Origin of the sequence: Pseudomonas sp. St290, assembly GCF_018325805.1 — a bacterium.
Classification (GTDB): domain Bacteria; phylum Pseudomonadota; class Gammaproteobacteria; order Pseudomonadales; family Pseudomonadaceae; genus Aquipseudomonas; species Aquipseudomonas bijieensis.
Genome location: NZ_AP014703.1, coordinates 3,242,287 through 3,266,452, shown reverse-complemented (window position 1 = coordinate 3,266,452; position 24,166 = coordinate 3,242,287). Strand labels below are relative to the sequence as shown.

Genomic DNA, 24,166 nt, shown 5'->3' with positions numbered 1-24,166 from the left:
CGCCCTGAAACGGTGCAGTGTGTTCAAGGTTTGCGTGAGTCATTGCGGCAAGGGAGCTTGCTCCCGATTGGGCGCCAGGAGCTCATAAACAGGGGCTGCCAGGCAGCCCGGCGGGAACAAGCGCCCTCGCCACGGTTCCTCGGCTTCCAAATAGTGGCACACATCGCCGGACTAGAGGCCTTGTCGATGGCTTATATCATTCTGAATGATAGTTACCTTTGCTTCATTCGATTCGTTCCTCTGCCTTGCTCCACGCATCATCCGCCCATTCTCAATACATTGGCGGATGCTATCCATGGAACATTCACTTTCAAAACTGCGTTTTCCTCTCGCGCTGCTGGCGGTACTGGTGATGAGCGCCTGCGGCAAGACTCCCGACACGGCAGCTTCCATGCCGCCAGCCAAAGTCAGTGTGGCCAAGGTACTGGAACAGCCAGTCAACGAATGGGATGAATTCACCGGACGCCTTGAAGCGCCGGAAACCGTCGAAATCCGTCCGCGGGTATCCGGACAGATCGACGAAGTGGCCTTCACCGAGGGCGCGCTGGTCAAGAAAGGCGACCTGCTGTTCCAGATCGACCCGCGCCCCTTCCAGGCTGAAGTACGTCGTCTCGAAGCCCAACTGGCCCAAGCCCGTGCCACCGCCACCCGCAGCGAGAACGAAGCCCAGCGTGGCGAACGCCTGCGTCTGAGCAATGCCATTTCCGCCGAGCTGGCAGACTCGCGCACCAGCGCCGCCCAGGAAGCCCGCGCTGCCGCTGCGGCGATCCAGGCACAACTGGACCTGGCCAAGCTGAACCTGAGCTTCACCCGTGTCACCTCGCCCATCACTGGTCGCGTCAGCCGGGCAGAAATCACCGCAGGCAACCTGGTGACCGCCGACGTCACCGCGCTGACCAGCGTGGTCTCCACCGACAAGGTCTACGCCTACTTCGACGCCGACGAACGTGTCTTCCTCAAGTACACCCAACTCGCCCGCCAAGGCCAGCGCGGCCAGGCCACGCCGGTCTACATGGGCCTGTCCAACGAGGACGGCAATCCACACCTGGGCCAGATGAATTTCGTCGACAACCAGGTCAACCCGCAGACCGGTACGATCCGTGGCCGGGCCGTGTTCGACAACAAGGACGGCACCTACACCCCTGGCCTGTATGCCCGACTGAAGCTGGTGGGCAGCGGCACTTATTCCGCCGTGCTGATCAACGACGAAGCCGTGGGCACCGACCTGGGCAAGAAATTCGTGCTGGTGATGGACGCCGAGAACAAGCCGGCCTACCGCGCCGTCGAGCTGGGGCCGAAGATCGAAGGCCTGCGCATCGTGCGTAACGGCCTGAGCAAGGACGACACCATCATCGTCAAGGGCCTGCAGCGGGCTCGTCCAGGTTCGCCGGTCACACCTGAAACCGTGCCGATGGCCAGCGACGAAACCATTGCCGCCCTCGCACAACAACGTAAAGCGCTAGAAGCCAGCAACCTGCCCCAAGTCGCGCCATCCAAGGACGCGTCAGGGGCGGCAGGCAAACTGGCCGCTGCGACCCCACGCGGTTAAGGGACTGAATCCAAGATGAAATTTTCCCAGTTCTTCATTTCGCGGCCGATCTTCGCAGCGGTACTTTCGCTGCTGATCCTGATCGCCGGCGCCATCTCGCTGTTCCAATTGCCGATCAGCGAATACCCGGAAGTCGTGCCGCCGACCGTGGTCGTGCGCGCAAACTTCCCAGGTGCCAACCCCAAGGTCATCGGCGAGACCGTGGCCGCTCCTTTGGAACAAGCCATCACCGGCGTCGAGAACATGTTGTACATGTCCTCGCAGTCCACCGCCGATGGCAAGATCACCCTGACCATCACCTTCGCCCTGGGCACCGACCTGGACAACGCCCAGGTGCAGGTGCAGAACCGCGTCACCCGGACCGAGCCCAAGCTGCCAGAAGAAGTGACCCGGATCGGCATCACGGTGGACAAGGCGTCGCCCGACCTGACCATGGTCGTGCACTTGACCTCGCCGGACAAACGCTACGACATGCTCTACCTGTCCAACTACGCCCTGCTCAACATCAAGGATGAGCTGGCGCGCCTGGGCGGCGTGGGTGATGTGCAGCTGTTCGGCATGGGTGACTACTCCCTGCGGGTCTGGCTGGATCCGAACAAGACCGCTTCGCGCAACCTGACCGCCACCGACGTGGTCACCGCGATCCGCGAACAGAACCGCCAGGTGGCTGCCGGCGCCCTGGGTGCGCCGCCAGCGCCCAATGCCCAGGCTTTCCAGCTGTCGATCAATACCCAAGGGCGCCTTGTGAATGAGGAGGAGTTCGAGAACATCATCATTCGTTCCGGCGCCAACGGTGAGATCACTCGCCTGAAAGACATCGCCCGGGTCGAACTGGGCTCCAGCCAATACGCTCTGCGTTCGCTGCTGGACAACCAGCCGGCGGTGGCGATCCCGATCTTCCAGCGTCCAGGCTCCAACGCCATCCAGATCTCCAACGATGTTCGCGAGAAAATGGAAGAGTTGAAGAAGGGCTTCCCGGCCGGGATGGACTACAGCATTGTCTATGACCCGACGATCTTCGTCCGCGGCTCCATCGAGGCAGTGGTGCACACCCTGTTCGAAGCGCTGATCCTCGTGGTGCTGGTGGTGATCCTGTTCCTGCAGACCTGGCGTGCATCGATCATCCCGCTGGTGGCTGTACCGGTGTCGCTGATCGGTACGTTCGCGGTGATGCACCTGTTCGGCTTCTCGCTGAACGCCCTCTCATTGTTCGGCCTGGTACTGGCGATCGGTATCGTGGTGGACGACGCCATCGTGGTGGTGGAGAACGTCGAGCGAAACATCGAACTGGGGCTCACCCCAGTGGAAGCGACCAAGCGCGCCATGGGCGAAGTGACTGGTCCGATCATCGCCACCGCCCTGGTGCTGTGCGCGGTGTTCGTTCCGGCGGCGTTCATCAGTGGCTTGACCGGACAGTTTTATAAGCAGTTCGCCCTGACCATCGCCATCTCGACAGTGATTTCGGCGGTCAACTCCCTGACCCTGTCGCCAGCCTTGGCTGCCGTGTTGCTCAAAGGCCATGACGCGCCCAAGGACCGTTTCTCGAAGTTTTTGGACAAGCTCTTCGGTGGCTGGCTGTTCCGTCCGTTCAACCGTTTCTTCGAGCGTGCCAGTCACGGTTACGTGGGCACCGTCGCCCGAGTGATTCGTAGCAGCGGCATCGCCCTGGTGCTCTATGCGGGCCTGATGGTGTTGACCTTCTTCGGTTTCTCCACCACCCCGACCGGTTTCGTGCCCGGCCAGGACAAGCAATACCTGGTGGCCTTCGCCCAATTGCCGGACGCCGCGAGCCTGGACCGTACCGAAGACGTGATCAAACGCATGTCGGACCTGGCCCTCAAGCAACCGGGGGTTGAAAGCGCCGTGGCCTTCCCGGGCCTGTCGATCAACGGCTTCACCAACAGCCCGAACGCCGGCATCGTGTTCGTGACCCTCAAGCCCTTCGACGAGCGCAAGGACCCGAGCATGTCGGCCGGCGCCATCGCCGGAGCCTTGAACGGCCAGTACGCCGGGATCCAGGAAGCCTACATGGCGATCTTCCCACCGCCGCCGGTACAGGGCCTGGGTACGATCGGTGGTTTCCGCCTGCAAATCGAAGACCGAGGCAACCTGGGCTACGACGAGCTGTACAAAGAAACCATGAACATCATCACCAAGAGCCGCAGCGTGCCGGAACTGGCCGGGTTGTTCACCAGCTACACCGTGAACGTGCCCCAGGTCGATGCTGCCATCGACCGTGAAAAAGCCAAGACCCACGGCGTGGCCGTCAGCGACATCTTCGACACCCTGCAGATCTACCTGGGTTCGCTGTATGCCAACGACTTCAACCGTTTCGGCCGCACCTACCAGGTCAACGTCCAGGCCGAGCAGCAGTTCCGTCTCGAGTCGGACCAGATCGGCCAGCTCAAGGTGCGCAACAACCGTGGCGAGATGATCCCGCTGGCGACCTTCATCAAGGTCAGCGACACCTCGGGGCCGGACCGCGTGATGCACTACAACGGCTTCATCACCGCTGAAATCAACGGTGCCGCCGCCCCGGGCTACAGCTCCGGCCAGGCTGAAAAAGCCATCGAGAAACTGCTCAAGGACGAATTGCCCAACGGCATGACGTACGAGTGGACCGACCTGACCTACCAGCAGATCCTCTCGGGCAACACCGCGCTGTTCGTGTTCCCGCTCTGCGTACTGCTGGCGTTCCTGGTGCTCGCGGCCCAGTACGAAAGCTGGAGCCTGCCATTGGCGGTGATCCTGATCGTACCGATGACCCTGCTGTCAGCGATTACCGGGGTGATCCTCTCCGGTGGCGACAACAACATCTTTACCCAGATCGGCTTGATCGTACTGGTGGGGCTTGCCTGCAAGAACGCGATCCTGATCGTCGAGTTCGCCAAGGACAAACAGCTCGAAGGCATGAACCCGCTGGCGGCGGTCCTCGAAGCGTGCCGCCTGCGTCTGCGGCCGATCCTGATGACCTCCTTCGCCTTCATCATGGGCGTGGTGCCCCTGGTGTTCTCCAGCGGCGCGGGTGCGGAAATGCGCCATGCCATGGGTGTGGCGGTGTTCTCCGGGATGCTCGGCGTGACCTTCTTCGGCCTGCTGCTCACCCCCGTGTTCTATGTACTGATCCGCAACTTCGTCGAGCGCAGCGAGGCCCGCAAGGCGGCCCGGGCTTTGAAACTGGAGGCGCAACAATGAGTTTGAAAGCGTTCATGCCGAGCTTGCTGGTATTGGCACTGAGTGCCTGTGCCGTGGGCCCGGACTACAAGGCCCCGCAAACGGAGGCGGCGAACATCACCACCGCCACCGACGGCGCCGCCGGCCAGAAGAATTTCGACCGCGCCCGTTTCGAAGGCATCTGGTGGCAGCAATTCGACGACCCGACGCTCAACGCGTTGGTGACTCGCTCCCTGGAAGGCAACCGCGAGTTGCGCGTAGCCTTCGCCCGCCTGCGGGCAGCCCGGGCGATTCGCGATGACGCCAGCAATGACGCCATGCCCACCATCACCAGCCGCGCCAGCAGCAACCTGGGCAAAGGCCAGGTCCCGGGGCAGACCACCGACCGGGTCAATACCGAGCGTTACGACCTGGGCCTGGACATGGCCTGGGAGCTGGACTTGTTCGGACGCATCCAGCGCAACCTGGAAGCCACCGATGCCGACCAGCAGGCCGCCGAAGCCGATCTCTATCAGTTGCAGGTGACGATGATCGCCGAGCTGGTGGACGCCTACGGTCAACTGCGCGGCGCCCAGCTGCGGGAAAAGATCGCCCTGGCGAACCTGAAGAACCAGCAGGACTCGCGCAAGATCACCGAAAGCCTGCGTGATGCCGGCGTCGGCGACCAGCTCGACGTGGTCCGCGCCGATGCCCGCCTGGCCTCGGTGGAAGCCAGCGTCCCGCAGTTGCAGGCCGAACAAGTGCGCCAACGCAATCGCATCGCCACTTTGCTGGGTGAGCGCCCGGACAAATTGAGCGTGGACCTGAGCCCGAAACAGTTGCCAGCCATCGCCAAGGCCCTGCCCATCGGCGACCCGGGTGAGCTGCTGCAACGGCGCCCGGACATTCTCAGCGCCGAACGCCAACTGGCCGCTGCCACGGCGCGCATCGGCGTGGCCAAGGCTGACCTGTTCCCACGGGTCAGCCTGAGCGGTTTCCTGGGCTTTACCGCCGGACGCGGCTCGCAGATCGGCTCCTCGGCCGCCAATGCCTGGGCGCTGGGCCCGAGCATTACCTGGGCCGCCTTCGACCTGGGCAGCGTGCGGGCTCGCTTGCGCGGTGCCAGCGCCGAGGCGGACGGTGCCCTGGCGACCTACGAACAGCAAGTGCTGCTGGCCCTGGAGGAATCGGAGAATGCCTTCAGTGACTACGGCAAGCGCCAGCAACGGCTGATCTCGCTGATCCGTCAGAGCGAATCGAGCCGTGCCGCCGCCGACCTGGCCGAGATTCGCTACCGCGAAGGCACCGTGGACTTCCTCGTGCTGCTCGACGCCCAACGTGAACGCCTGGCCGCCGAAGACACCCAGGCCCAGGCGGAAGTGGACCTGTACCGCGGCATCGTCGCGATCTACAAGGCCCTGGGTGGCGGCTGGAAACCGGAGACCGTTGCCAGCAACTGATCCGCCCTGCTCAACCGAGCTCCTTTGGTTGGCCGCAACCAACCAAATCCTTGCCCCGCGTTTTCATTCGGACGCGGGGCTTTTTTTCGCCAGCGACTCCACAGATTCAGCATTCAGCACAACCCCTGTGGGAGCGAGCCTGCTCGCGATAGCGGTGGGTCAGCTTGCATAGATGTTGAAGATACCGACGCCGTCGCGAGCAGGCTCGCTCCTACATGGGTTTTGGGGAGGGTCACAGATCTGCATCCACAATCACCGGTGGAGCGAGATGCGTCACAAGGTTTGACTCAAGCCCCCACCTGACCGAAGCTTGCGACATTTCAAGCTTCTGGTAATGGATTTCCTGCATGCCCTCGCCTCGCCGCCGCTATCTGCTTCTCAGCCTCTGTATCCTGTTGGTGATCGGTCTTGTCGCAGTGTGGCTACGCAGCACCACCCCGCAAATCCCCGAAGCAATCAAGCGTGGCTACAGTGAAGCCTTGGAAAACGCCCGCAACGGGCAGCCAGGGGCGGCGCGGATGCTCTACCAGCAACTGGGGCGCCCGGACCTCTCGCCCAAGCGCCGCGTGTGGCTGCACGCCGAACTGCCCAACTACCCCAGCCCCCAGGCCTTGAAACTGGCGGACGCGGATCTGCACAGCGAATCACCGGACGTGCGCAAGGCAGCCATCGGCAGCATCGTCGGTCTGGTGCCGACGGGCCAGCGCAGCCTGTTGCTCGGCTCGCTGCTGGATGATGACGACCAGAGCGTCCGGTTCGCCGCCGTGAACGCGCTGCTGGGCCTGTCACCGGATGATCTGGGCTTGTACTTCGGTGCAATGCAGATCGCCATCGATACCTGGGAACAGGTACTCGAGGACGGCCCGAAAACCGCCGAGACCCACTACCAACTCGCCCGGCTGCACCTGCACAACGCCGAACTGAAGAAAGCCCAACTGGCCCTTGAGCAGGCCCTGCGCCTGCAACCGGACAACCTGCCGGCGCTGGTCATGCAGATCGAAGTGCTGGACAAACAGGGCCAGGGCGAAGCTGCACGACAATTGCTCGCCCGGCAGTTGCAAACCCAGCCAGCGTCGGCTTATCTGCAACATGCGCTGGGCATGTGGTTGCTGCAACACGGCCAGAGCGAATATGCGGTGCTTGGCCTGGCGAAAGCCGTGGAACTGGAGCCCGAGAACCGCCATTACCGCTATGACCTGGCGACTACCCTGCATGCCGAGCAGGAGGTGGAAGCTGCGCAGAAACAGCTGCAGGAAATCGTCCAGCGCTACCCCGCCGACCGCAAGGCCCGGGTGTTGCTGATCAACTATTGGAAGGAAACCGGTCAATTGCAGAACGTTCAGATCCTGTTGGCGCAACTTGAACAGCTGAACCCCGATGACCCGGCGTTGCAACAGGGTCTGTAGGCCCTGGTTGCACGCTGAAAGTTGTGCAGTACACCGCGTTTTGTAGATGTAAGCGGAACCGCCATCACCGCCAAAGGTCAAGTGTTCAGGCAGTTAATTTCAGGCGCTACCCCGCCTGCTGCCCACTTCCCTAGTCATGAGAGGGCTATTTTTGTCTACATCTAACGAGTTGATCAGTGCAAAAGCCGCCACCGGCATCGAAGGACTGGACGATGTCCTTTCCGGTGGTTTGTCCCGCGGCCACGTGTTCCTGCTTGAGGGAGAACCGGGGACTGGTAAGACCACGGTCGCGCTGCATTTTCTGTTGGCCGGCGCCAAGGCTGGCGAGCGCTCGTTGTACATCACGCTATCGGAAACCGAGCGTGAACTGCGTCAGGGCGCAACCTCCCATGGGTGGACGCTGGACGACAATATTCATATTTTCGAGCTGACCCCGCCCGAAAGCCTGCTCAATGCCGAACACCAGCAGAGTCTGCTGTACTCCTCGGACCTGGAGCTGGGCGAAGCGACCCGGCAGATCTTCGAAGTGGTCGAACGGGTCAAGCCGACCCGGGTCGTGCTCGACAGCCTGTCGGAGATCCGCCTGCTGGCGCAAAGCTCCCTGCGTTACCGTCGCCAGATCCTGGCGATCAAGCACTACTTCGTGCGCTACGACGCCACGGTCCTGCTGCTCGACGACCTGACCACCGAGTCCCTCGACAAAACCGTGCACAGCGTCGCCCACGGCGTGATTCGCCTGGAAGAACTGACCCCCAACTATGGCGCCGAGCGGCGGCGGATCCGGGTGGTCAAGTATCGCGGGCAGAAGTACCGCGGCGGCTACCATGACTTCACCATCATGGGCGATGGCCTGCACGTCTTCCCGCGCCTGGTGGCTGCCGAACACCGCGGCCGGTACCTGCGCCAGCAACTCTCCAGCAGCATCGGCGAAATGGATGCGCTGCTCGGCGGCGGTATCGAGACCGGCTCCAGCACCTTGATCCTGGGCCCGGCAGGGACCGGCAAGTCGCTGATTGCGCTGATTTTTGCCGCAGCCGCCGTGCATCGCGGCGAGAAAGCGGCACTGTTCATCTTCGATGAAGAACTGGGCTTGCTGTTCGAGCGCATGAATAACATCGGCATCGATCTGCGGGCCTTGCAGGAGACCGGCAACCTGCTGATCGAACAAGTGGACGCCGCTGAGCTGTCCCCGGGCGAGTTCTCCCACCGCGTGCGCCGTTGCGTCGATGAGGGCGACATCAAAACCGTGGTCATCGACAGCATCAACGGCTACCAGGCGGCCATGCCGGAAGAGAACGCCCTGGTGCTGCACATGCATGAATTGTTGCTCTATCTCAACCGCAAGGGTGCGGCGACCTTCATGACGGTTGCCCAGCACGGGCTGGTAGGCGACATGCAAGCGCCCGTGGACATTACCTATCTGGCCGACACGGTGATTCTGTTGCGATATTTCGAAGCACTGGGCAAGGTTCGCCGCGCGATTTCCATCATCAAGAAACGCACCGGCAGCCACGAGTCCACCATCCGCGAATACCGCATCAGCGGCCAGGGCATGACCATCGGTGAACCGCTGGAAGCATTCCAGGGCGTATTGCGTGGCGTGCCGACCTACATGGGAGCGGATCACCCGCTGCTCAAGGATGATCTCCAGTGACCTTGAGCGAGCCCCTGTCGGAGCGGGCATTGATCCTCGCGCCACTGGGACGGGACAGCCAGATCGCCTTGATGATCCTCAACGAGGCCGGTTTTGCAGGCCTCATCTGCCGTCATCTGGGGCATTTGTGCCAGGAACTGGAAGACGGTGCCGGCCTGCTCGTGATTTCCTCGGAAGCCTTGGTCGGGCCCGACCTGGAAACGCTGTCCCTGCACATCGAGCAACAGCCGGCCTGGTCCGACCTGCCCATTGTCTTGCTGACCCATCATGGCGGCCCGGAACAGAACCCGGCGGCACGTATCGGTGCGCAATTGGGCAACGTCACCTTCCTCGAGCGCCCTTTCCACCCGGTGACCCTGATCAGCCTGGTGACCACCGCCCTGCGCGGCCGCCGAAGGCAGTACGAAGCCCGCGACCGCTTGATCGACCTGAGTAACAGTGAGCTGCGGCTGCAAAACACTCTCGAAACCCTCGAGCAGCAGGTGGAAGAGCGCACCGCCCAACTGCGCCACAACGAAGAAGCCCTGCGTCAGTCGCAGAAAATGGAGGCCGTCGGCCAATTGACCGGCGGTATCGCCCACGACTTCAACAACATGCTCACCGGGATCATCGGCAGCCTCGAACTGCTGCGTCGACGCCTGGCCCGGGGCCGCACCGAGGACCTGGACAGCCTGATCGACCTGGGCGTGACCTCGGCCAACCGCGCTGCCGGCCTGACCCATCGCCTGCTGGCGTTTTCCCGACGACAATCGCTGGACTCCAAAGCCGTCCAGATGAACACGCTGGTGCTGTCCATGGGCGAGCTGCTGCAACGCAGCCTCAACGAAAGCATCCACCTGGACATGCAGTTGGACGAACAACTCTGGATTGCCGAAGCCGACCCCAACCAACTGGAAAGTGCCCTGCTCAACCTGGTCCTCAACGCCCGGGATGCCATGCCCAACGGCGGGAACCTGGTGGTGCGGACCTCTAACCGACACCTGGACGCCGACTTCACTGACGCCTACACCAACCTGGAACCCGGCGACTATGTGGTGCTAAGCGTACAGGACAGTGGCTGCGGAATGCCCGAAGCCGTCATCGGCCGCGCTTTCGACCCGTTCTTCACCACCAAGCCAATCGGCCAGGGCACCGGGCTGGGCCTGTCGATGATCTATGGCTTCAGCAAGCAGTCGCGTGGCCATGTGACCATCGACAGCGAAGTCGACAAAGGCACCATCGTAAATCTTTATCTGCCGCGTTTTCGCGGCGAAGAAATACATGAACCCCAGGTCACCACCCAGCACGCACCGTATGCACAAGACGGTGAGACCGTGCTGATCGTCGAGGATGATCCAGCGGTGCGGGTGCTGGTCAGCGCGGTATTGAGCGAGCTGGGTTATGCCTTTGTGGAAGCGGCTGACGCCAACGGCGCGGTACCGATCCTCCAGTCAGGCCAACGTATCGACCTGCTGATCAGCGACGTGGGCCTGCCCGGCATGAATGGTCGGCAACTGGCGGAAATCGGCCGGCAGATCCGCCCGGACCTGCGGGTGCTGTTCATCACCGGCTATGCCGAACATGCAGCGGTACGCGGCGGTTTCCTTGACCCGGGAATGCAGATGATCACCAAGCCGTTCACGTTTGATTTGTTGACGGCCAAGGTGCGGGAGATGATCCAGGTTTGAGGCGATGGGAGGACATCGCCTGGGGGCATTTTGAGCACTGTGGCGAGGGAGCTTGCTCCCGCTGGGGTGCGAAGCGCCCCCAATCAAGCTGATCAAGACAATCTGACACACCCCCTTCGCCTGGCATTGGGGCTGCTGCGCAGCCCAGCGGGAGCAAGCTCCCTCGCCACAGGGGTTGCTGCCAGGATCTCCCCCTCTTCCTACCTACGACAACATCGACTGCATGATGCGCTGCAGCTCATCCAGGTCAAACGGCTTGTCCAGAATCGGCGCCTTGCGGGTGATAGGGCTATCGGTGTCGCGCACTTCCTGCGCGTAGCCACTGATGAAGATGACTTTCAGGTCGGGGCGCAACCGGACCGCCGGCTCAGCGATCTGCACACCGGTGATACCGCCCGGCAGGCGGAAGTCGGTAATCATCATGTCCAGGTGAGGCTTGCTCGCCAGGATCTCGAACGCCTGCTCGCCGTTTTCTGCCTGCAGCACCCGATACCCTTCGCCCGATAAATAGGCCGACAACACCATCAGGATCGACGGGTCATCCTCGACGATCAATACAACATCTTGCGCATCTTCACTCATGAGAAGCCTTTGTTCGATCAATAGCTGCTGATACGACCTTGGGGTCTCTCAGAGGTTGCGTCTGTTGGGCGGTTTTGTCCAAGACAGTTTTCTGCAAGGGCAGGCAAACACGAAACAACGCGCCTTCATTGAGCCGACTGTTGACCGTGATTGTCCCGCCATGGGCCGTGACGATCTGCTCGGAAATGAACAACCCCAGCCCAAGGCCTGCAGCGGCCGCCTTGGACGATACGCGCTCGAATTGCTGGAAGATACGCTTCTGGTTTTCCTCGCTGATACCGATGCCATGGTCCTGGACTTCGATGCAGGCATGCTCCGGCGTCTTGTAGACACGCACTTCGATCGGGCTCTTGCCGCCGTAGCGCAAGGCATTGGTCAACAGGTTCGAGACCACCTGCTCGATGCGAAACTCATCCCAGAGCCCCTCCACCGACGGTTCGGCCATGCAGGTCAACGAGCACTCGGCGATGGCGATCTGCGGCTGAAAATTGCGCAGCAGATTTTCCACCAGCGCCGTCAAGTTGAAGCGAGTCGGACGGATCGACAGCTTGCCGGTGCGAATCCGCGACACGTCCAGCATGTCCTCGATCAGCCGGATCAGGCTCTTGATCTGCCGCTCGTCGCGTTCGACCATCGCCCGCACCTTGTCCAGGCTAAACGCCGCGGCGTTGTCCCGGGCCAAGTGCATCTTGCGCAACTGTGTCTCGAGAATGAGCCCATTGAGAGGCGTGCGCACCTCGTGGGCGACGATGGACATGAAGTCGTCACGCATGCGCACCGCCTGCTCCAGTTCACCGCGAGTAGCCTCCAGTTGCTGCAACAGGACCTCCTGCTCGCGGCGACTCTGCTCAAGGGCCACGACCTGCTCCTTCATGGCCTTTCGTTGGCGATACAGCTCGACGAACACATTGACCTTGCTCTTGACCGCCTGGGTGTCCAGTGGCTTGTGCAGGAAGTCCACCGCACCGTTTTCATAACCGGTAAAGGCATAGTTGCGCTCACGGCCGGCGGCACTGACGAAGATGATGGGAATGCTGCGGGTCTTCTCCGTACCGCGCATCAGCTCGGCCAGTTCGAAACCGTTCATCTCCGGCATCTGCACATCGATGATGGCCAGGGCAAAGTCGTGTTGCAGCAACAGGGACAGCGCTTCGTCCGCCGACAGGGCCTTGAAGACCTCGCGGTCGCCTCCCCTGATCAACGCTTCCAGGGCCAACAGATTCTCAGGCAGATCGTCGACGATCAGCAGTTTGGCTTGAATATCTCTTGGCATGTGGTTCATTCCAGCCCGGCCAGCAATTGGCCGATGCCCTGTAAAGTAAGGATATGGTCGGGCTTGTGCAGGGCCAGCGCCGCTTCGGGCATGGTCGAGACCTGGGCTTCGCCGGGGTCCTGGACCACCGTGATCCCGCCCAGCGCCTTGACCCTCGCCAAGCCCAGGGCTCCATCGTTGTTGGCACCGGTCAGCACCACGGCGAGCAGTTTCTGGCCGTAGGCATCGGCGGCCGACTCGAACAACACATCGATGGACGGCCGTGAATGGTGTACCGGTTCCTCCAGGCTCAACGACAGGCTACGGTCGGCCTCGACCGACAAGTGATAGCCGGGCGTGGCGACGTACAAGGTTCCCGGCACGATGTCCTGCTTGTCCCGGGCTTCCTCCACCGGCACCGCCAGACGATGACCGAACACATGGGCCAGTTGGCTGTTGCGCTCATCCGGCAAGTGCAATACCACCATGATGGGCACGCCAAAGCCTTTGCGCAGGTGTCCGAACACCCTGAGCAGCGCTTCGACACCGCCGGCCGACGCACCGACGACAATGGCCTCGATGGGCGAATTGGATCTGTCCTTCGTGTGGTTCATAACTTGCGATAGATCCGTTCCTGTTTGACCAACGGCTCGAATCGATGGCCGTAAGCCGAGAAATCCAGCGTTTCCTTACTGCCCAATACCAGGAAACCACGGTGACAAAGGGACTCATGAAACAATCCAAACGCACGATCTTGTAGCTTTTTATTGAAATATATCAATACGTTACGACAAGAAATTAACTGAGTCTCTGAGAAGACACTGTCGGTCGCCAGGCTGTGATCGGCAAAGGTCACGTTCTCGCACAGGGTTTTGTCGAACATCGCATAATCGTAGGCGGCGGTATAGTAATCGGCAAACGAGCGCCGCCCTCCGGCATTCTGGTAGTTCTGGGTATAGGTGCGCACGTTTTCCAGGGAAAAAATCCCCTGCTTGGCTTTCTCCAACGAACGCGGATTGATATCGGTGGCATAGATGAATGTGCGGTCCAGCAGGCCTTCTTCGCGCAGCAGGATCGCCATGGAGTAGACCTCCTCCCCCGTGCTGCAACCGGCGATCCAGATCTTGATCGAAGGATAGGTCCTGAGCAACGGCACGACTTCCTCGCGAATGGCCAGGAAATGCGAAGGGTCGCGAAACATCTCGCTGACGGGGATCGTCAACAGTTGCAGCAACTGCATGAACGCTCCCGGATCGTGCAGTACGCGCTCCTGCAATGCCGAAATGGTCTTGCACTCGAATTGGTTCAGCGCGTGGTGGACCCGGCGCTTGACCGAGGCACCGGAATAATCGCGAAAATCGTAGCTGTACTTGAGGTAGATCGCTTCGATCAACAAACGCAGTTCAATGTCAGAGTCACGTTCCACTAAATTCTTTCCATATTCGGCAACCACACGCGAATCAGCGAAAACAGACGATCCAGATCGATCGGTTTGGCCAGGTAGTCGTTGGAACCCGCCGCCAGGCAGCGTTCCTGGTCATCCTTCATGGCCTTGGCCGTCACGGCAATAATGGGCAGCTTGCGCCAGCGCGGGTCCTTGCGGATCAGCGCGGTGGCCTCGAAACCGTCCATCTCCGGCATCATTACATCCATCAGCACCAGGTCGATGTCGTCGAATTCGTTCAGGCGATCGATCGCCTCGAAGCCGTTACGGCCGATGACAACGATCGCCCCCTTCGCCTCCAGGGCGCTGGTCAGGGCAAAGATGTTGCGCACATCGTCATCCACCAGCAGCACTTTGCGGCCTTCAAACACCTTGTCGCGGCTGCGGGCAGTCTTGAGCATCCGCTGCCGTTCATGGGACAACCGGGATTCGACTTTGTGCAAAAAGAGTGTCACCTCGTCCAGCAGGCGCTCTGGCGAACGAGCGCCCTTGATGATGATCGAGCGTGAATACTTGCGCAGTTCGGCTTCTTCGTCGCGGGTCAGGTTGCGCCCGGTGTAGACGATCACCGGTGGGAAGGAACAGATGTCTTCGCTGGACATGCGCTTGAGCAGGTCATTGCCGAGCATGTCCGGCAACTTGAGGTCGATGATCATGCAGTCGTAGACGTTGCTCCGTAGCAGGTCCAGGGCTTGCTGGGCCAGGCCAACGGCAGTGATCTCGATGTCATCGTCGCCGATCAGGCGGGTAATGCTGTCGCGTTGCAGGTCATCGTCCTCCACCAGCAGCACGCGCTTGACCTTCTGGGTCAGCTTGGCTTCCAGGCGGGCGAATACATCCTTGAGCTCTTCGCGAGTGGTCGGCTTGACGGCATAGCCAATGGCGCCCATGTGCATGGCGGCTTCGACGCGGTCTTCGACGGAAATCACGTGCACCGGGATGTGCCGGGTTTCGGCCCGCTCCTTGAGCCGCTGCAACACCGTCAGCCCGGAATGGTCTGGCAGGCGCATGTCCAGCAGGATCGCGTCGGGGGCCAGTTGCAAAGCCAGGTCAAAACCTTCATCGGCGCCGTGAGCTACCAGGCATTGATAGCCGAGTTCGTGGGCCAGGTCGAACAGGATCCGGGCGAAACCGGGCTCATCTTCGATCACCAGGATGCAGCGGGTGTCGAACGGTGCCTTGTCGCGGTCGTCGGCAAATCGGGCAATCGGCGTGTCCACCTCTGCGATCAGCGGTGCCGGCGCGGCTTTTGGCGCAGCCGGTGCTGGCGCGGCAGCCGTCGGGGTGAACGTCATCGGCTCTATCGGTGTGTCCCCGGGCTCGACATAACGTTCAGGCATTACTAACGTAAACACACTGCCCTGCCCCGGTTCGCTGGAAACGGAGATCGAGCCGCCCAGCAACGCGGCCAGGTCCCGGGAAATGGACAAGCCCAGGCCGGTGCCGCCGTAACGACGATTGGTCGTGCCATCGGCCTGGCGGAACGCTTCGAAGATGCTCTGCTGCTGATCGGCGGCGATGCCGATCCCCGAGTCGCGCACCATGAACGCGATGCCCGAGCCTGGTTGGCCGGCCACGGACAGGCAGACGGAACCTTGCTCGGTGAACTTCACGGCATTGGACAGCAGGTTCTTGATCACCTGCTCCAGGCGCTGGCGGTCGGTATAGAGCATCGTCGGCGCATCGGGTAGCAGTTGGACCTCGAACCTCAGGCCCTTATCCGCCGCCAGCGGCTCGAACATATCCCGCAACCCATCCACCAAACGCTGCACGCTGGTGTTTTCCGGGCGCACTTCCAGCTTTCCGGCCTCGACCTTGGAGATGTCGAGAATATCGTTGATCAGGTTCAGCAGGTCGTTGCCAGCGGAGTAGATCGACTCGGCAAACTTGACCTGCTCCTCGCTGAGGTTTTTCTGCGGGTTTTCCGCCAGCAGCTTGGACAGGATCAGCGAGCTGTTGAGCGGCGTGCGCAGCTCGTGGGACATGTTGGCCAGGAACTCGGACTTGTACTTGCTCGAACGCTGCAGCTCTTCGGCGCGCTCCTGCAACTGGATCTGGGCCAGGTTCAGTTCGCTGTTCTTCTGGTCCATGGCGTCGCGCTGCTCGGCCAATTGCTCGTTGGTCTGCTCCAGCTCCTGCTGCTGGGTTTCCAGGTGGGCCTGGGATTCCTTGAGGATGCGCGACTGTTCTTCCAGTTCCTCGTTGGCGGTCTTGAGTTCTTCCTGCTGGACCTGCAGCTCTTCGTTCAACTGCTGGGTTTCGGCCAGCACTTCCTGCAAGCGCTGGCGATAACGGGCCGCTTCGATCGAGGTGCCGATATTGCCGGAAATCAGCTCCAGCAGCTCGACGTCGCGCTCGGTCAATGGCCGCAGGAAGCCCAGCTCGATGACACCGTTGATCCGGTCATCGTCACTGGTAGGCACCACCAGTACGCTGTTGGGCAGGCCTCGCCCCAACCCGGAGCTGACTTTCAGATAGTCATTCGGTACGTCATCCAGGCGGATAAGGCGCCCCTGCTGCACGGCCTGGCCAGCGATGCCTTCACCGTCGACGATCACCTGCTGCTGTTCGTCATCCTCCCGAGACAGACCGTAGGTGGCGACGCGCTTGAGGACACCATTTTCTTCTCGCGCATAAAGCGCAGCGACCGCGACGTCCAGGTACTTCGCGCAGAACTGCAGGATATTGCGGCCCAACAGGTTCAGGGACAACTGCCCCAGGACCTGCTCGGCCAGCAGCGTCTGGCCATTGCGCAACCAGGCCTGTTTCTCCAAATGCAAGGCGCTGCGCTGCTGGACTTTCAGGCTGGCACTGTAGCTATTGGACAGGCTCAGCAGATCCCGGCGACCGACGTAGGCCAGCAACCCGCTGACCGCGGCGACGAACAGCAGGTACAGGACAATGCTCCAGACCGTGGTGGTGCGTACATCCTGGTTGCGCGCCGCGCGCAGTTGCTGCTCGGTCTCGACGATGTCTTCGAAAGACTTGCGAATTTCATCGGTCAGGCGCTTGCCCCGCCCGGCCTTTACCGCGCCCCGGTAATCGCCGCTGCTGCGTTGCAGGTCGATCATGCTCTGGGCGTAATTGGCCCACTCCGTCAGGAGGGCTTGTACCTTGTGCAGGCGGTCGGTCTGGACGGGGTTGTCGGCTGTCAATTCCAACAGAGTGTCCAGCGCGACAGCGATCCGCGGCTTGGCCACTTCGTAGGGGTCGAGGAAATGTTCGTCACCGCTCAGGAGGTAGCCACGCATGCCGGTTTCCAGGTCCACGCTCAGTTTGAGCGCTTCGTTGGCATTATTGATCACCCTGTCGGTATGCCCGACCCATTGGATCACCGACAGCAGGTACGTGATCAGGATGATGAAAAACACCGCGCTGAGGGCGCCCATGGCCAATGGCAGGCTGATATTGCGGCTCAGGAGTTTGCGAAAACTTTTCTCGTCGACCGAAGACGAAGGAGTCATGGAATGGGCCTTGGTGGACAGTTGAAAACCGTGGAGTTTGCCCGAAAAACGGCGGTTGGATCCACACTTTCCGACGAGTCAAAGACGCAAGTCCCGCGACGATCTGCCTTGTAGCAAGGAAGCGACTATCCTAGTCAGCTCTTGTACTATAGATCCTTTCTTGTACAACCCAGGGAACTTGTGCCGCCTTGGCACTTACTCATGAATGAGGCCGTATTTTTTACCTTCCCTCCCGTCCCTATCTTCGAGAATGTCAACTATGTCCACCCCTCCTCCTGCCATCCCGCCCACCATCCTGGTAGTCGAAGACGACGACATTGTGCGGATGTTGATCGTCGACGTACTGGAGGAACTGGAATACCAGGTGCTGGAGGCGGACGGTTGTGAACAGGCGCTGGCATTTTTGCGCGACGAGGAGCAGTCCATCGCCCTGATGATGACCGATGTCGGCCTGCCGGTGATGGACGGGCGGGAGTTGGCCAAGCAGGCTCGGTCCGTGCGCCCGGACCTGCCGGTGCTGTTTGCCAGCGGGTATGCCGAAAGCATCGACGTGCCTGAAGGCATGTCGGTGATCGGCAAGCCCTTCTCCATCGATCAGTTGCGTGACAAGGTCAAGCGCATTCTTTCTTGAGCCGGATCGCATTCTTGGTCACTATCGGCGCCCCGCGCGCCGATGGCGCCTGATCCGCTTCGAGGAATCCCCTGCCCATGCTGCCCCCCACCGCCACCAAGGTCCTGGTTATCGGCTATGTCTGGCCCGAGCCGCGTTCATCGGCTGCCAGTGGGCACGTCATGCAGATCCTCGACACTTTTCTCGGGCAAGGCTGGGACATCACGTTCAGCAGCCCGGCAAACCCCGGCGAAAACCGTGCGGACCTGATCACACTGGGCATCCGCGAAGTGCCAATCGAACTCAACAGCAGCAGCTTCGACGCGTTCATCCGTGAACTGGCGCCCGACATCGTGCTGTTCGACCAGTTCATGATGGAAGAGCAGTTCGGCTGGCGGGTCGAGAAGCATTGCCCCGACGCCCTGCGGCTGCTGGAGACCTCCGATCTGCAAAGCCTGCGCCACGCCCGGCATCAGCGCCTGAAGGACCGTTTGAAGCGCGACGAGGCCAACGAGGATTTCAGCGACCTCTTCGCCCCGGCCCTGGCCGAGGAATTCCAGCTTATGGCCGACACCGACCTGGCCAAGCGGGAAATCGCCGCCCTGTATCGTTGCGACCTCGCCCTGATGGTGTCCGAGGTGGAAATCGAACTGTTGGTGGAACATTTCAAGTTGCCCCGCAGCCTGCTGCACTGGTGCCCGTTGATGTTGGATCTGCCCGGTGAACAATCGGTGCCGTTCGAGGAACGAGCGCATTTCCTGAGCATCGGCAACTTCCGCCATGCGCCGAACTGGGACGCCGTGCTCTGGATGAAAAACGCCGTCTGGCCACTTATCCGCCAACAATTGCCCGGCGCGCAACTGCACCTGTACGGCGCCTACACGCCGCCCAAGGCTGCCGCGCTGCATAACCCGGCCCAGGGCTTTCATATCATGAACTGGGCCGAGGACGCCTTGCAGGTCATGTCGGCGGCGCGCATCTGCCTGGCGCCGTTGCGTTTCGGCGCCGGCATCAAGGGCAAGCTGATCGACGCCATGCTCTGTGGCACACCCAACGTCACCACGCCCGTGGGGGCCGAAGCCATGCACGGCGACATGCCCTGGCCCGGCGCGATTGCCCAGAGTGCCGAAGGTATCGCCAACGCGGCAGTGCAGTTGTATCGCGACCAGGGGCGCTGGACCCAGGCCCAGGCTGCCGGCCTCGCCCTCCTCGCAAACCGCTACCGGCAACAGGTGCACGGCCCGGCGCTGATCGCAAGCATCAATGCTTGCCGGGCGAACCTGGTGCAACGCCGCCGGGACAATTTCACCGGCAGCATGCTGCGTCACCACCAGCACAAAAGCACCCAGTACATGTCCCAGTGGATCGAAGAAAAAAATCGCAACGCTTAGAAGTCAGAGTGGCACCCGCCTGGCGAAGGGGGCATTATCCAACGGCGATAACAATAAAAGCGCCAGGCCCATGACCCGACCAGCCAGAGTCACCGACCCTTCCTATGAATTGATGGACGACCATAACGGGCTGTCCATCATCTACCGCCAGCACGGTTTCCCCTGCCCGCTGGTGCGCTGGCATTTCCACAAGGAATACGAACTGCACCTGATCGTGGCCAGTTCCGGCAAAGTGTTCATTGGCGATTACATCGGCAACTTCTATCCGCAGTCGCTGTTTCTGACCGGCCCCAACCTGCCCCACAACTGGATCAGTCAGGTGGCTGAGGACGAAGTGGTGCCCAAGCGCGACATGCTGGTGAATTTCACCGATGAGTTGTTCGAAAGCGGCCACCAGGTATTCGCCGAACTCAAGACCGTCGCACCGCTGCTTGAACGCGCCCAGTACGGTATCGAGTTCCGCTGCAAGCGCACCATCCGCCAGGCCATGATCCTGATGCAACGCATCGCCGATTCCCAGGGCATGAGCCGCCTGGGGCATTTTTTCATCCTGATGGAACTGCTGGCCGCCACGGACGACTATCAACTGCTTTCCGGCGCCACGGCCCCGCAAACGGCGGACGAACATAGCATCGACCGCACCAACCGCGCGGTGGACTACATCTTTGCCCACTACGCCCGGGAACTGTCCCTGGAAGAAGTGGCCGAGCATCTGGGCATGAAACCCACCTATTTCAGCCGGGTGTTCAAACAGGCCACCGGCCGCTGCTTCATTGAATTCGTCAATCGCCTGCGCATCAGCAAATCCTGCGAGTTACTGGCCGATGGCGACAAACCGGTGACCGACGTGTGCTTCGAATCCGGTTTCAACAACATCTCCAACTTCAACCGGCGTTTCCAGCAGCTCAAGGGCATGACCCCGTCCCACTACCGGCGACTGGCGGTGCAGCGGTTGACCGAGCAGAACCAGGGCTGAATCTCGGCTCATTTCTGTGGCGGGATTTATGTGGGAGCAAGGCTTGCCCGCGATGCAGACGCCTCGGTTCCCCGAAAGACCGTGTCAACTTCATCGCGGGCGAGCCTTGCTCCCACAGATAATTCCCATCGCCGCCCCATGCAGTGCAAAAAAGTATCAGCACAAGTGCGACGGATGATTTGTCATGCCGTCCATTGAGGGCTGTAATCAGCGCACATTCTTCCCTTCATCCGGAAGACACAAAAACAATAACTGTCCTTCTGCAGCCTTTGGGCGCGGAAAAGGAGTGCGCGATGAAACCTTCGGTAAAAGCTCTGCTTGTCTCCACCTGCATGACCCTCAGCAGCGTCAGCTTTGGCGCACAGACCCTCACCATTGCCACCGTCAACAACAGCGACATGATCCGCATGCAAAAGCTCTCGAAAACCTTCGAGGCCGAGCACCCGGACATCAAGCTGAACTGGGTGGTGCTCGAAGAAAACGTCCTGCGCCAGCGCCTGACCACCGACATCGCCACCCAAGGCGGACAGTTCGACGTATTGACCATTGGCATGTACGAAGCTGCACTCTGGGGCGCCAAGGGCTGGCTGGAACCCATGAAAGACCTGCCCGCCTCCTATGACCTGGACGACGTCTTCCCTTCCGTGCGCGATGGCTTGTCGGTCAAGGGCTCGCTGTACGCCCTGCCGTTCTATGCCGAAAGCTCGATCACCTACTACCGCACCGACCTGTTCAAGGACGCCGGGCTGACCATGCCCGAACACCCTACCTGGACCCAGATCGGTGAGTTCGCCGAAAAACTCACCGACAAGACCAAGGAGCAATATGGCCTGTGTCTGCGCGGCAAGGCCGGTTGGGGCGAAAACATGGCGCTGATCACGACCCTGGCCAACGGTTTTGGCGCGCGCTGGTTCGATGAGAAGTGGCAGCCGCAGTTCAATGGCCCCGAGTGGAAGAATGCCTTGAACTTCTACGTCGACAACATGAAGAAATCCGGCCCGCCGGGCGCTTCCAGCAACGGTTTCAATGAAAACCTGGCGTTGTTCAACAGCGGCAAGTGCGCGGTCTGGGTCGATGCCAGCGTCGCCGGCTCGTTCGTCACCGACAAGACCCAGAGCAAGGTGGCCGATCACGTCGGATTCACCTTCGCTCCCCATGAAACGACCGACAAAGGCACCTCGTGGATGTACTCCTGGTCGCTGGCCATCCCCACCAGTTCCAAAGCCAAGGAAGCGGCCAAGGTCTTTACTTCCTGGGCGACGTCCAAGGAGTACAGCCAATTGGTCGCCAAGACCGATGGCATTGCCAACGTACCGCCAGGCACACGCACCTCGACCTACAGCGACGACTACATGAAGGCCGCGCCGTTTGCCAAGGTGACCCTGGAGTCGTTGAAAGTCGCCGACCCGAAAGCCCCCACGCTCAAGCCTGTGCCCTATATCGGCATCCAGTTGGTGACCATTCCCGAGTTCCAGGCCATCGGTACCCAGGTCGGCAAGTTCTTTTCGGGCGCGCTGACCGGCCAGCAGACCGTGGACCAGGCGTTGACCGCAGCGCAGTCCACCACCGAACGCGAGATGAAACGCGCGGGCTATCCCAAGTAAAGGCCTGTAAACATCCATTTGTGGCGAGGGAGCTTGCTCCCGCTGGCGGGCGAAGCCCGCCCTGGCGATCGAGAGGATTGCCTATCGGCATGGGCCCGCTGCGCGTTCCAGCGGGAGCAAGCTCCCTCGCCACAGGGAATGCGTCGCATAAGAGTAAGCACTCATGAATAGCTCAACGACAACTGCCAAAGCCCCTATCGAGATTGCCCCGCCGCCAGCGCGCAAGATCCGCCTGGCCAACCCCGGCTGGTTCCTGGTCAGCCCATCAGTCGCTTTATTGCTGCTGTGGATGATCGTGCCGCTGGGCATGACCGTCTATTTCTCGATGATTCGCTATAACCTGCTCTACCCCGGCGAAAACGAATTCGTGGGGCTGGAGAACTTCACTTATTTCCTCACCGACTCGGGCTTCATGCCCGGTGCGACCAATACCCTGCTGCTGGTGGGCAGCGTGTTGCTGATCAGTATCGTGCTAGGGGTGTTGATCAGTGCGCTGCTGGAAGCCAGTGAGTTTTTTGGGCGCGGCATCGTCCGGGTGCTGCTGATCTCGCCATTCTTCATCATGCCCACGGTGGGCGCGCTGATCTGGAAGAACCTGATTTTCCACCCGGTCTCGGGAATCCTTGCCTCGGTGTGGAAACTGTTCGGTGCCCAACCGGTGGACTGGCTGGCCCACTATCCGTTGCTGTCGATCATCATCATCGTGAGCTGGCAGTGGTTGCCCTTCGCGATCCTGATCCTGATGACCGCCATGCAGTCCCTCGACCAGGAACAGAAAGAAGCCGCGCGCCTGGACGGTGCCGGCCCGATCGCGATTTTCTGGCACCTGACCCTGCCGCACCTGGCCCGCCCGATTGCCGTGGTGCTGATGATCGAGACGATTTTCCTGCTGTCGGTGTTCGCCGAGATCTTCACCACCACCAACGGCGGCCCCGGCTACGCCTCGACCAACCTGGCCTACCTGATCTACAACCAGGCGCTGGTGCAGTTCGACGTCGGCATGGCTTCGGCCGGTGGCCTGATTGCCGTGGTCATCGCCAACATCGCCGCCATCATCCTGGTCCGGATGATCGGCAAAAACCTCACCGACAAGCATTGAGGCCGTCGCCATGACTCTTCAACAAACCCGTCGCCTGCAAAGCCTGCTGCTGGGCACGTTGGCCTGGGCCATCGCGATCCTGATCTTTTTCCCGATCTTCTGGATGGTGCTGACCAGCTTCAAGACCGAAATCGACGCATTCGCCACGCCGCCGCAATTCATCTTCGCGCCGACGCTGGAGAACTACCTGCACATCAACGAGCGCAGCAACTACTTCAGTTTCGCCTGGAACTCGGTGGTGATTTCCTTCAGCGCCACCGCCCTCTGCCTGCTGATCGCGGTGCCGGCGGCCTACTCCATGGCGTTCTACGAAACCCAGCGCACCAAAGGCACCTTGCTGTGGATGCTCTCCACCAAGATGTTGCCGCCGGTGGGCGTGCTGATGCCGATCTACCTGCTGGCCAAGCAATTTGGTCTGCTGGATACGCGGATCGCGTTGATCATCATCTACACCTTGATCAACCTGCCCATCGTGGTCTGGATGATTTACACCTATTTCAAGGACATTCCTCGCGACATCCTCGAGGCCGCGCGTCTGGACGGCGCCACGCTGTGGCAGGAAATGGTCCGCGTGCTGCTGCCGATTGCCAAGGGCGGCTTGGCATCCACCGTGTTGCTGTCGTTGATCCTGTGCTGGAACGAGGCCTTCTGGTCACTGAACCTGACCTCGTCCAAAGCCGCGCCATTGACGGCGTTGATCGCCTCTTACTCCAGCCCGGAAGGTCTGTTCTGGGCCAAATTGTCGGCCGTCTCGACCCTGGCCTGTGCGCCGATCCTGATTTTTGGCTGGATCAGCCAGAAACAGCTGGTGCGCGGTTTGTCTTTCGGCGCCGTGAAGTAACGCGCCCTACACAA

General features: G+C 61.0%; 17 protein-coding genes. 12 read left to right on the top strand and 5 right to left on the bottom strand.

The genetic code is table 11. From position 1 onward, the window contains the following. The first annotated feature begins 295 nt into the window (after positions 1-295). From mexE to PBDP_RS14365, 6 genes are all read left to right on the top strand, one after another. Positions 296-1,549, top strand: coding sequence for a multidrug efflux RND transporter periplasmic adaptor subunit MexE (mexE, locus tag PBDP_RS14390; protein WP_109755399.1), 1,254 nt, complete (start codon positions 296-298; stop codon positions 1,547-1,549). 15 nt (positions 1,550-1,564) lie between these two features. Further along, complete coding sequence (locus PBDP_RS14385) at positions 1,565-4,744, top strand: efflux RND transporter permease subunit (RefSeq protein ID WP_003202298.1); 3,180 nt, start codon at positions 1,565-1,567, stop codon at positions 4,742-4,744. Next, the gene (locus PBDP_RS14380) at positions 4,741-6,162 is read left to right on the top strand and encodes an efflux transporter outer membrane subunit (RefSeq protein ID WP_109755398.1); all 1,422 of its coding nucleotides are present in this window, start codon (positions 4,741-4,743) and stop codon (positions 6,160-6,162) included. The genes PBDP_RS14385 and PBDP_RS14380 overlap by 4 nt, the downstream gene beginning before the upstream one ends. A gap of 347 nt (positions 6,163-6,509) precedes the next feature. After that, a complete protein-coding gene (locus tag PBDP_RS14375) occupies positions 6,510-7,568 on the top strand; it encodes a tetratricopeptide repeat protein (RefSeq protein ID WP_109755397.1) in 1,059 nt (352 codons plus the stop codon). Between the two features lie 151 nt (positions 7,569-7,719). After that, positions 7,720-9,222, top strand: a complete 1,503-nt coding sequence (locus PBDP_RS14370) for an ATPase domain-containing protein (protein WP_212802431.1) — start codon at positions 7,720-7,722, stop codon at positions 9,220-9,222. Beyond that, a complete protein-coding gene (locus tag PBDP_RS14365) occupies positions 9,219-10,889 on the top strand; it encodes a response regulator (protein ID WP_109755395.1) in 1,671 nt (556 codons plus the stop codon). Before PBDP_RS14370 ends, PBDP_RS14365 begins: the two co-directional genes overlap by 4 nt. 204 nt (positions 10,890-11,093) lie before the next feature. Here the strand turns inward: PBDP_RS14365 and PBDP_RS14360 are convergent, their stop codons facing one another. From PBDP_RS14360 to PBDP_RS14340, 5 genes are read right to left on the bottom strand one after another with little or no spacing between them, the layout of a single operon-like run. Next, on the bottom strand, positions 11,094-11,471 hold the full coding sequence (locus PBDP_RS14360; protein ID WP_109755394.1) for a response regulator: 378 nt from the start codon (positions 11,469-11,471) through the stop codon (positions 11,094-11,096). Beyond that, a complete protein-coding gene (locus tag PBDP_RS14355) occupies positions 11,464-12,744 on the bottom strand; it encodes a hybrid sensor histidine kinase/response regulator (RefSeq protein ID WP_109755393.1) in 1,281 nt (426 codons plus the stop codon). Before PBDP_RS14355 ends, PBDP_RS14360 begins: the two co-directional genes overlap by 8 nt. 5 nt (positions 12,745-12,749) lie before the next feature. Continuing rightward, positions 12,750-13,337 (bottom strand): chemotaxis protein CheB, encoded by a 588-nt coding sequence (locus tag PBDP_RS14350; RefSeq protein WP_116832370.1) that lies wholly within the window; start codon positions 13,335-13,337, stop codon positions 12,750-12,752. Then, a complete protein-coding gene (locus PBDP_RS14345) occupies positions 13,334-14,149 on the bottom strand; it encodes a CheR family methyltransferase (RefSeq protein WP_109755391.1) in 816 nt (271 codons plus the stop codon). Before PBDP_RS14345 ends, PBDP_RS14350 begins: the two co-directional genes overlap by 4 nt. Further along, complete coding sequence (locus tag PBDP_RS14340) at positions 14,149-17,631, bottom strand: response regulator (protein WP_212802430.1); 3,483 nt, start codon at positions 17,629-17,631, stop codon at positions 14,149-14,151. Before PBDP_RS14340 ends, PBDP_RS14345 begins: the two co-directional genes overlap by 1 nt. Positions 17,632-17,890: 259 nt before the next feature. On the opposite strand from PBDP_RS14340, the gene PBDP_RS14335 reads away from it, so the two are divergent. The 6 genes from PBDP_RS14335 to PBDP_RS14310 all read left to right on the top strand — a co-directional run bounded on the left by PBDP_RS14335 (position 17,891) and on the right by PBDP_RS14310 (position 24,152). Next, positions 17,891-18,262, top strand: a complete 372-nt coding sequence (locus tag PBDP_RS14335) for a response regulator (protein ID WP_212802429.1) — start codon at positions 17,891-17,893, stop codon at positions 18,260-18,262. Between the two features lie 77 nt (positions 18,263-18,339). Continuing rightward, positions 18,340-19,632, top strand: a complete 1,293-nt coding sequence (locus PBDP_RS14330) for a glycosyltransferase (RefSeq protein ID WP_116832368.1) — start codon at positions 18,340-18,342, stop codon at positions 19,630-19,632. A gap of 70 nt (positions 19,633-19,702) precedes the next feature. Then, the gene (locus tag PBDP_RS14325) at positions 19,703-20,608 is read left to right on the top strand and encodes an AraC family transcriptional regulator (RefSeq protein ID WP_109755387.1); all 906 of its coding nucleotides are present in this window, start codon (positions 19,703-19,705) and stop codon (positions 20,606-20,608) included. A gap of 293 nt (positions 20,609-20,901) precedes the next feature. Beyond that, complete coding sequence (locus tag PBDP_RS14320) at positions 20,902-22,212, top strand: ABC transporter substrate-binding protein (RefSeq protein WP_109755386.1); 1,311 nt, start codon at positions 20,902-20,904, stop codon at positions 22,210-22,212. Between the two features lie 163 nt (positions 22,213-22,375). Continuing rightward, positions 22,376-23,311, top strand: coding sequence for a carbohydrate ABC transporter permease (locus PBDP_RS14315; RefSeq protein ID WP_053184628.1), 936 nt, complete (start codon positions 22,376-22,378; stop codon positions 23,309-23,311). Positions 23,312-23,321: 10 nt separating this feature from the next. After that, on the top strand, positions 23,322-24,152 hold the full coding sequence (locus PBDP_RS14310; protein ID WP_109755385.1) for a carbohydrate ABC transporter permease: 831 nt from the start codon (positions 23,322-23,324) through the stop codon (positions 24,150-24,152). Positions 24,153-24,166 lie beyond the last annotated feature (14 nt).

Bases quoted from the DNA above. Each gene is read 5' to 3' on its own strand.
- mexE (WP_109755399.1), top strand. From the start codon at position 296: ATGGAACATTCACTTTCAAAACTGCGTTTTCCTCTCGCGCTGCTGGCG.
- PBDP_RS14385 (WP_003202298.1), top strand. From the start codon at position 1,565: ATGAAATTTTCCCAGTTCTTCATTTCGCGGCCGATCTTCGCAGCGGTA.
- PBDP_RS14380 (WP_109755398.1), top strand. From the start codon at position 4,741: ATGAGTTTGAAAGCGTTCATGCCGAGCTTGCTGGTATTGGCACTGAGT.
- PBDP_RS14375 (WP_109755397.1), top strand. From the start codon at position 6,510: ATGCCCTCGCCTCGCCGCCGCTATCTGCTTCTCAGCCTCTGTATCCTG.
- PBDP_RS14360 (WP_109755394.1), bottom strand. From the start codon at position 11,471: ATGAGTGAAGATGCGCAAGATGTTGTATTGATCGTCGAGGATGACCCG.
- PBDP_RS14355 (WP_109755393.1), bottom strand. From the start codon at position 12,744: ATGCCAAGAGATATTCAAGCCAAACTGCTGATCGTCGACGATCTGCCT.
- PBDP_RS14350 (WP_116832370.1), bottom strand. From the start codon at position 13,337: ATGAACCACACGAAGGACAGATCCAATTCGCCCATCGAGGCCATTGTC.
- PBDP_RS14340 (WP_212802430.1), bottom strand. From the start codon at position 17,631: ATGACTCCTTCGTCTTCGGTCGACGAGAAAAGTTTTCGCAAACTCCTG.
- PBDP_RS14335 (WP_212802429.1), top strand. From the start codon at position 17,891: ATGTCCACCCCTCCTCCTGCCATCCCGCCCACCATCCTGGTAGTCGAA.
- PBDP_RS14330 (WP_116832368.1), top strand. From the start codon at position 18,340: ATGCTGCCCCCCACCGCCACCAAGGTCCTGGTTATCGGCTATGTCTGG.
- PBDP_RS14325 (WP_109755387.1), top strand. From the start codon at position 19,703: ATGACCCGACCAGCCAGAGTCACCGACCCTTCCTATGAATTGATGGAC.
- PBDP_RS14320 (WP_109755386.1), top strand. From the start codon at position 20,902: ATGAAACCTTCGGTAAAAGCTCTGCTTGTCTCCACCTGCATGACCCTC.
- PBDP_RS14315 (WP_053184628.1), top strand. From the start codon at position 22,376: ATGAATAGCTCAACGACAACTGCCAAAGCCCCTATCGAGATTGCCCCG.
- PBDP_RS14310 (WP_109755385.1), top strand. From the start codon at position 23,322: ATGACTCTTCAACAAACCCGTCGCCTGCAAAGCCTGCTGCTGGGCACG.